This is a genomic window from Dorea sp. MB18-49, from assembly GCF_023669465.1.
Classification (GTDB): Bacteria; Bacillota; Clostridia; order Lachnospirales; family Lachnospiraceae; genus Dorea_A; species Dorea_A longicatena.
The window spans coordinates 24,395-33,024 of record NZ_JAMOYX010000032.1; the positions used below are offsets into that span (position 1 = coordinate 24,395).

Below are 8,630 nucleotides of genomic sequence, written 5' to 3' on the forward strand. Positions count from 1 at the left end.
ATTTATTATTATAGCCAAAAATGACCGGTAGTCAATATTTTATTTAAATTATTTTTTTATTTCGTTGATAATCTTTATCCATATTGGCGCACATAAAAAAAAGAAACAGCACATCCCGTGTTGTTTCTTTTTTGTTTCTATTCTATAATTTATTGCTTCACACATTCCGAGAGCAGCTTAATGTGCTGCTGCCTCTGCATTTCCGGCAACTTTTTCTTTTCGTTTGTCATGCATTGCAAATAATCCGGCTAACAGAGTTCCTGAGATGGAATGCCATGTACAGGATACCGCACAGATAATTGCAGATTCCGGTGTAGATGCAAACTGGGCAGTTGTAGTTGCAAGATTCGTTGCAAGTCCGGCATTCTGCATACCTACTTCGATAGAAATGGTTCTCTTCTTTGACGTATTCATACCAACCAGTTTTCCTGCTCCATATCCAAGCAGATATCCAAGTCCGTTGTGCAGTAATACTGCTACGAAGATCACAACACCTGACTGGAAGAACTTGGCTCCCTGTGAAGATACCACACCGCCGACAACACATGCAAGTCCGAGAACAGCAACTCCCGGCATAACTTTCTGAAGTTCCCGGAATGTTTTATTCTTTCCCAACAGATAATTTAATAAAAATCCAACACCAACCGGAAGGATAACAGTCTCAATGATTGATACGAACATCGGAAGTCCCTTGATCGTAATCTGTGTACCGCTTGCCAGTAAAGATACCATGAGTGGTGTCATAACCGGTGAGACCAGTGTGGATACTGTTGTCATTCCTACGGAAAAGGCTACATCCCCGCCGCACAGATAAGACATGATGTTGGAAGATACACCTCCCGGACAGCAGCCTACAAGAATCAGCCCAAGTGCGATTCCATCCGGCAGATTCAATACCTTTGAAAGCGCAAATGCAAGGAATGGCATGATCAGATACTGCGCAACCGCACCAACACAAATGTCAAACGGACGCTGTGCAAGAATCCTAAAATCTTCCGTTGTAAGTGTCAGTCCCATACTGAACATGATAATACCAATGATAATAGACTGACATGTGAACTTGTTCGATACCATGTCTGTGAACAGTGCCAGATTTACCCAGCCCATCATAGACGGAAGGAAAAATGTAACCACTGCGATTGCGATTACAACAATTGACGTGTAGTCTGATAAAAATTTGCTTACTTTTTGTAATGCTTTCATTACTCTTCTCCTCCTTTAAGCAATCACTGTCCACCAAAAAAATCCCTTTCCAGAATATACTCTGAAAAGGGACGAAATCTATCCGCGTTACCACCCTAATTCTGTAGAATCTTTCTACAGCTCTCATTCACGTACCATCATACATGCTCCCTGTAACGGGGGATACCGGCGAGGTTTACTTTGATATTGCTTTCAACCCGCTTCTTAGAGAGGATATCCTTATCTGCTTATTACCTGCTTCCACCAACCGCAGGCTCTCTGTGAAATAACGATAGATACGGCATTGTTCTCTTCAACGAATTTCGGTGAACTATATGTGTTTTTTACAAGTCCTTATTATAAACCTGTCATTTCAAATGTCAAGTATAATTTTTCATGATTTTGCATATTTTTTCATCTCATCTTGCAAAATACTCCTTGCCTTCCCGGATTTCTACTCTCCGATCCTTGGAAGATTCCATCTGTAATGAGCCGCAAGAAAACGTATCAGCATAACGATCAGTGATGACACCACCATCGCCGGAAGTTCTCCGTAACTTCTGTATATGATCACACATATCCACGCCCCCGCAATGGATGCGCATGCATAAATATGTTTCACAAATATATACGGCGCAACTCCTGCCATCGTATCACGCAAGAGTCCTCCTCCGACTCCCGTCATTGTTCCAAGGAAGACCAGCAGAAATGTATTGTCAATATAGCCGCAGCTGATGCCTTTTGTCACTCCCATCGCCGAAAAGATTCCGAGTCCTACAGAATCCATTGCTAACATAAGTTTATCATAGACCTCGCCAAAACCTTCCTGCAGATATTTCCTGCGGAAATATATAATACAAAACACAAGTACCGCAGCAAGTACGGCATAGATCACATATACCGGATGCAGAAGTGCCGATGGCACCTTCCCAAGTATAACATCACGAACCATACCTCCACCAACTGCCGTTGACACGCCAAGCACGATCACTCCGAATATATCCATGCTGCACTCAATTCCAACCATTGCCCCCGATGCTGAGAATGCTACTGTTCCGATCAGCTCGATTGCAAATATAATCCACTCCTGAATATCCATCTTGTTTTCCCCATCTTGTCGTTTATTTTTTGTAAATTTACTGTCCTGTTCATGCTCTGTCATTCTATTTCCGGAGGTCTTCCAGCATCTCTCTGACCGTCTTCCCATACACCGGATGACGTTTATAAGGTGCAATCTCATGCAAAGGCTCCAGTACAAACGCTCTCTTATGCATCTCCACATGTGGAATGCATAAAGCATCCGTCTCTGCAACCAGATCGTCATAGAATATAATATCCAGATCCAGTGTTCTCGGTCCCCAATGTATGATTCGTTCTCTTCCTGCCTCTTTTTCAATTCGGTTCAGCTCTTTTAATAACTCTTCCGGATATAATAATGTCGAAAGCTTCAGACAACCGTTTAAGAAATCCGGCTGATCCGTCACTCCGTACGGAGGTGTCGTGATAAATGTCGATACCTTCTCCACCTTTGTATTCTTCATCTCATCCAGCGCCTGTACCGCGGCTTCCAAAATGCTTCTGCTATCCCCCATATTCGATCCGAGCGCAATATATGCCGTATGCCATTCACGCTCAATCTCTACACTGACCGTCTTAAGCGGCAGTCCGACCGGTGCCCACGGTTTCTTGATCTCAATCTGCACCTTCTGCAGACCTGCTATACGCACCAGCATCTCCTCTGCCAGTCCTTCCGCAACCTTCTCCAGAAGCTTAAACGTATGACTTTTCAAATACTCTGTGATAAATGCACTTGCTTCTCCATAATGGATAGATGCAGTCAGTTCATCTGTCAGTCCTGCCCGTCTGGTATCCGTATACATAACCGCAGACACCACAAATTTCTGCCCCAGTACATTTTCCTCCGGAAACACACCATGATTGGCAAATACTTCCAGATCTTCTATCTTTATCTTGTCCGGTTTCATCTCATTCCTCACTCTTTCTATACTTCGTGTCCCCGCATGATTGCTTTCGTCATCTGAATGGCTCTCTTATTTTTCTCTACATCATGGACGCGTACGAATGCACATCCCTTCTGTACCCCATATACGGTCGTAACCATCGTACCTTCTTCCCGCTGCGTCACCGGAAGATCCAGCGTCAGTCCGATTACGGATTTTCGTGATGTTCCGAGCAATACCGGATATCCAAGTTCATTTAATATCTCCATCTTATCGATAATCTCCAGGTTCATCTCATAAGTCTTTCCAAATCCGACACCAGGGTCAAGGATGATCTTGTCATCCTCAATGCCTGCTGCTTTTGCAAGTCTTACACATTCTTTCATATCATCCATGAAATCTTTCAGAAAGTCCTGATATTCCGCCTTTTCCCGATTATGCATCAGACAGCATGCAGCCTGATACTTTGCGATCACACTTGCCATCTTCTTGTCATATTTTAATCCCCAGATGTCATTGACAAGATCTGCACCTGCCTGAAGTGCAGCCTCTGCGACATGGCTTTTGTAGGTATCGATCGACACCGGTACATCAAATTCTTTCTTAAGCACTTCAATAATTGGCGTCACTCTTGCAATCTCTTCTTCATCCGTGATCTGGATATGTCCCGGACGCGTAGATTCCCCGCCTACGTCAATGATATCTACACCTTCTTCAACCATCTGGTGTGCATGTGCAATTGCCGCATCCATTCCGTTAAACATTCCTCCATCGGAAAAGGAATCCGGCGTCACATTCAGGATTCCCATAATGTATGTATGATTTGCTGTATCAAAATTCTTTCCACCTATGATCATATTATTATCTCCATATTTTTCTCTTCTTCATTCCAGTTACACTTCTTCTCTGCCATGCAGGAAAGACACATTCTGGAACGTTTATCACTTTCATAGAACAGTTCCTCTATCGGCTTCATATGCTCATGCCGTCTGCGGTGTCCCCTGACTGCCAGACAGATCAGTGCTTTTTCTTCATCCGTAAATGTAAAACCAGTCGGAAGAGAATCCAATATCCGCCTTGCTATTCTCTCTCCTGCGATCTCATGCGGAATCTGCTGTCTGTACTGAAAAGATTTGCCAATATCATGCAGCACCGCCGCTACGTAGATCAGTTCCTTATCGAATCCAAGTCCTTCTTCCAGATTCTTAATGTAAGCAATTCTTGCCACATCCAGAAGATGGTTCATCTGATGACAACAGAATACCCTATCCGTTTCACATTCACAGATACGCTTATAGTATGTCTGATACACTTCATGATTCACCACCGCATTCAGACGGGGCATCCCTTTTTGTCTTTCTGTTACTCTTTTCATCTACATCTGTATCTCTTTCTTTTTATCGTCCAAGCATCCGGAAAAATCTCTCTTCCAGTACCGGATCTGTCTCAAATACACCGCGTCTTGCAATTGTCACAGTCTGGCTTCCCGGCTTCTTGATCCCACGCATTGTCATACACATATGCTCTGCTTCGATCATAACGATAACCCCTTTCGGCTGCATATGCTCCATCAAAGCATCAGCAATCTGTCCGGTAAGCTGTTCCTGAAGCTGCAGTCTTCTTGCGAATACCTCCACGGTACGGGCAAGTTTGCTTAATCCTACAACTTTCCCATCCGGAATATAAGCAATATGTGCTTTCCCATAAAATGGCAGGAGGTGATGCTCACATGTCGAATAGAATGTAATATCTTTCTCTATTACCATCTCATGACTGTCAACGGTAAATGTCTTAGAAAGATGTTTTCCTGCATCCTCATCCATACCTCCATATATCTCTTCATACATTCTTGCAATCCGGTCCGGTGTATCAATCAGTCCTTCCCGGTTCACATCTTCTCCCATTCCTTCCAGAAGCAGCCGCACTGCCTGTTCTATCTTCTCATGATCTATCATATTCTTTCCTTTCTCTGCGGATTCTGTACGCATCTTTCCATACACCGGATTACTTCACTTAGATATGACAATGAACCACATGCGATCACCGCGCGTTTCCCACTGTCTTCTGTTGCATAAGTGTACGCTTTTGCAACAGCATCTCCAATACTCTTTTCTGCGTACACGCTCAACTGTTCTGTCATACAGTCTCTTACACATTCTGCAAGCTTCTCTGCCGGCAGTGTACGTTCCTTATTCGGCAGATCTACCGTATACACCCGCTTTGCTGACGGACACAGAATCTGTACGATCTTCTCATATTCTTTATCTTTAAATACACCCATGATCAGGATAAGTTCCTCTCCCGTAAAATACCGTTCAATGGATGTCTTAAGCTTCTTCGCAGCATCTTCATTATGCGCACCATCTACGATCACAACCGGATCTTCAGACAGACAAGTAAAACGTCCCGCCCATCTCGTTGCATCAAGACCGTCCCTCACTGCTCCTTCCTCAATCTGATATCCCAGCTTCCTGAGGCTTTCAATTACTTCCAGTGCCACAGAAAGATTTTCTCTCTGGCACTCTCCTGCAATGTGGTTCTGCATATTCGTATATTTCTTATATGAAAATGTAAGTCCTTTATAATCTTCTTTTTCGATACTCATCTGTTCCGGCTCTGCTTCTGTGTATATACAGTTCAGACTCTCTGCTTTCTTTCGCAGGATCAATCTGACATTCTCCTGCTGTCTTGCTGACACTACCGTACATCCCGGTTTGATGATCCCGGATTTCGTCTGTGCGATCTCTTCCAGGGTATCTCCGATCACCCCCAGATGATCAACACTGATCGTTGCAAATACTGCGCAAACTGTATTCTTAATTACATTCGTCGCATCTGTCTCTCCGCCGAGACCGGTTTCCAATACAACCAGATCACATTTTTGTTTCTTAAAATACAAAAAAGCCATCGCCGTCTCTACTTCAAACACTGTCGGAACAGGTTCTCCTTTACATACAAGCCGGTCAATTGCTTCTTTTATCTCTTCCATGATCTCTGCAAATTCTGATTCAGAGATCCATTTCCCATCTATCTGTATCTTCTCCAGATAAGAAATGACTGTCGGTGAAACATATCGCCCGGTTTTGTATCCTGCCTTACTTAATATCATTGAAGTGTATGCAAGCACAGATCCTTTTCCATTCGTTCCTGCAATATGTATGAACTTCAGATCATCCTGGGGATTCCCAAGTTCACGCAACAGACCTCGAATCGTATCTAAGCCAAGTACACTTCCGTATTTCGACATCTCGTCCAAATATACCCTTGCTTCTTTATAGGTCACGTCTTTATTTTCCTTTCATCAAAAAAATAGTGCTGTCAAACAGATATTTCTGCCTAACAGCACTATCATACCACTATTGAATCACACTAACAAGTGATTGCTTCTTTAATTTATTAGATATTCAACAGATCACTGAACACCTTCAGTGCACCCTCTGTCTCGTGTGCAAGTACACGTTTTGCAAGTACTTTACCAAGCTGTACACCTTCCTGGTCAAAGCTGTTCACATTCCATACAAATCCCTGGAACATAACTTTATTCTCAAAGTGTGCAAGAAGTGCACCGAGAGATCCCGGATTTACCTGCTCTCCGATAATGATGCTTGATGGACGTCCGCCTTCGAAATTCTTATTACGGTTCTCATCGGATTTACCACATGCAAATGCAACGATCTGGGCAGCTACATTTGCACAAAGTTTCTGCTGGCTTGTGCTGTCCTGGATCACAACATCTGTTTCCATCTGGCTGTTCTTGTATCCAACGAACTGTAACGGCACGATATCCGTTCCCTGATGCAGTAACTGATAGAATGAGTGCTGTCCGTTTGTTCCAGGCTCTCCGAAGATGACCGGTCCTGTAGGATAGTTAACCGGCTCACCGAAACGGTTGACAGATTTACCGTTAGATTCCATATCCAACTGCTGTAAATGTGCAGGGAAACGGCTCAGTGCCTGGGAATATGGAAGTACGGCCGTACTTGGATATCCTAATACATTTCTCTCATATACACCAATCAGTGCATCCAGCATTGCAGGGTTCTTGAATACATCTTTGTTCTTAGAAAGTGCATCTTCTGCTGCAGCACCATCAAGGAACTGTGCAAATACTTCCGGTCCGAATGCCAGAGATAATACAGCGCCTCCAACTGCAGATGTAGAAGAATAACGTCCTCCGATATAGTCATCCATGAAGAATGCTGCAAGATAATCGTCACTCTTAGCCAGTGGAGATGTCTCACTTGTAACAGCGATCATGTGCTTAGAAGCATCCAGTCCCGCATTCTTCAGTGCATCTTTTACAAATGATTCATTGGTTAATGTCTCAAGTGTTGTTCCTGATTTTGATACCAGTACGAAGATAGAATGTGCAACATCGATAGAATTAAGTACAGCTGCCGCATCATCAGGGTCTACGTTACTGATGAATTTGGCTTCCATCTTGAATGTGTCATTCTTCTTAGCCCAGTTCTCAAGTGCAAGATACATTGCACGAGGTCCGAGATCACTTCCACCGATACCGATCTGTACAACCGTTGTAAATTTCTCACCGGCTCCGTTTGTGATCTCTCCTGCATGTACTTTATTTGCAAAATCTGCGATCTTAGCCTGCTGTTCTGTATAGAATGTACGCTTGTCCACTCCGTCAGCCTCTACCGCTTCTCCAAGCTGTCCACGTGTCATGTGATGAAGTACCAGACGTTTCTCTCCTGTATTGATCACTTCTCCGTTATAGAGTGCTTCGAATTTTTCTGTCAGCTGAGCTTCATCTGCTAATTTAGCAAGTGCTGCCAGCACTTTATCGTCAACCTGCTTTGCAGCATAGTTATAAGTAAGTCCCTCTGCCATCGGAACGCTGTAATTCTTTACTCTTTCGGCTCCGTTTTCTCCTGCCATTGCTTTTACAAGATCTACACGTTCTACGTTCTCAAGTTCTTTGAATGATGTAAGGGTATCTAAGTTGTTCCAGGTAATCATAATATTAGATTCCTCCTTAAAAAAATAAATATGTTGCTGGTCTGTGATCCAAACCGCATTCTATATAAATATTAGCATATTTTAACGATAATAACAATTCCTATGGCGCCCTTTCATTATTTGTTATTCCTGCTTCCGTAATCATAGCCATATTTTCCATATGTATGATCCGTATCATTTTCACAGACTATACTTATGTTAAATCTTGGTAAAGCTTCTTAATAAATACGCAACAAAAAAACAACCAACATACCGTTGATTGCTTCTTATCTTTCATATACCTTCAAAACTGCATACAAGAAATATTTTCTTTCATCCTACCTATCACCTTGCTTGGTCATGCCCTCGACCGATTAGTATCAGTCAGCTCCATGTGTTACCACACTTCCACCTCTGACCTATCTACCTCGTCGTCTTCAAGGGGTCTTACTACTTACGTAGGGATATCTCATCTTGAGGGGGGCTTCACGCTTAGATGCCTTCAGCGTTTATCCCGTCCCGGCTTGGCTA

Annotated in this window: 8 protein-coding genes, 1 rRNA gene and 1 other annotated feature; all 9 genes read right to left on the reverse strand. The window is 43.2% G+C overall.

The features are described from left to right. Positions 1-177 precede the first annotated feature (177 nt). Positions 178-1,203: a bile acid:sodium symporter family protein gene (locus NCY30_RS10110; RefSeq protein ID WP_006428050.1), complete on the reverse strand. Its 1,026-nt coding sequence runs from the start codon at positions 1,201-1,203 to the stop codon at positions 178-180. Between the two features lie 64 nt (positions 1,204-1,267). Further along, positions 1,268-1,508 (reverse strand) — a binding site (T-box leader). A gap of 128 nt (positions 1,509-1,636) precedes the next feature. Further along, entirely contained in the window at positions 1,637-2,281 is a 645-nt protein-coding gene (locus tag NCY30_RS10115; protein ID WP_173732855.1) for a trimeric intracellular cation channel family protein, read from the reverse strand. 64 nt (positions 2,282-2,345) lie between these two features. Next, positions 2,346-3,167 carry a 2-amino-4-hydroxy-6-hydroxymethyldihydropteridine diphosphokinase gene (gene folK, locus NCY30_RS10120; protein ID WP_022415128.1) on the reverse strand — a complete coding sequence of 274 codons (822 nt, stop codon included), beginning with the start codon at positions 3,165-3,167 and terminating at the stop codon, positions 2,346-2,348. 17 nt (positions 3,168-3,184) lie between these two features. Then, complete coding sequence (gene folP / locus NCY30_RS10125) at positions 3,185-4,000, reverse strand: dihydropteroate synthase (protein WP_173818316.1); 816 nt, start codon at positions 3,998-4,000, stop codon at positions 3,185-3,187. Next, positions 3,997-4,518, reverse strand: a complete 522-nt coding sequence (locus NCY30_RS10130) for an HD domain-containing protein (RefSeq protein ID WP_006428046.1) — start codon at positions 4,516-4,518, stop codon at positions 3,997-3,999. Before NCY30_RS10130 ends, folP begins: the two co-directional genes overlap by 4 nt. 22 nt (positions 4,519-4,540) lie before the next feature. Next, positions 4,541-5,098 (reverse strand): GTP cyclohydrolase I FolE, encoded by a 558-nt coding sequence (folE, locus tag NCY30_RS10135; RefSeq protein WP_207718633.1) that lies wholly within the window; start codon positions 5,096-5,098, stop codon positions 4,541-4,543. Next, positions 5,095-6,390: a bifunctional folylpolyglutamate synthase/dihydrofolate synthase gene (locus NCY30_RS10140; RefSeq protein ID WP_179960975.1), complete on the reverse strand. Its 1,296-nt coding sequence runs from the start codon at positions 6,388-6,390 to the stop codon at positions 5,095-5,097. The genes folE and NCY30_RS10140 overlap by 4 nt, the downstream gene beginning before the upstream one ends. Before the next feature lie 149 nt (positions 6,391-6,539). Further along, on the reverse strand, positions 6,540-8,120 hold the full coding sequence (locus tag NCY30_RS10145; protein ID WP_250818711.1) for a glucose-6-phosphate isomerase: 1,581 nt from the start codon (positions 8,118-8,120) through the stop codon (positions 6,540-6,542). Positions 8,121-8,453: 333 nt separating this feature from the next. Further along, positions 8,454-8,630: ribosomal RNA gene (locus NCY30_RS10150) — 23S ribosomal RNA — on the reverse strand; the annotation flags it as partial.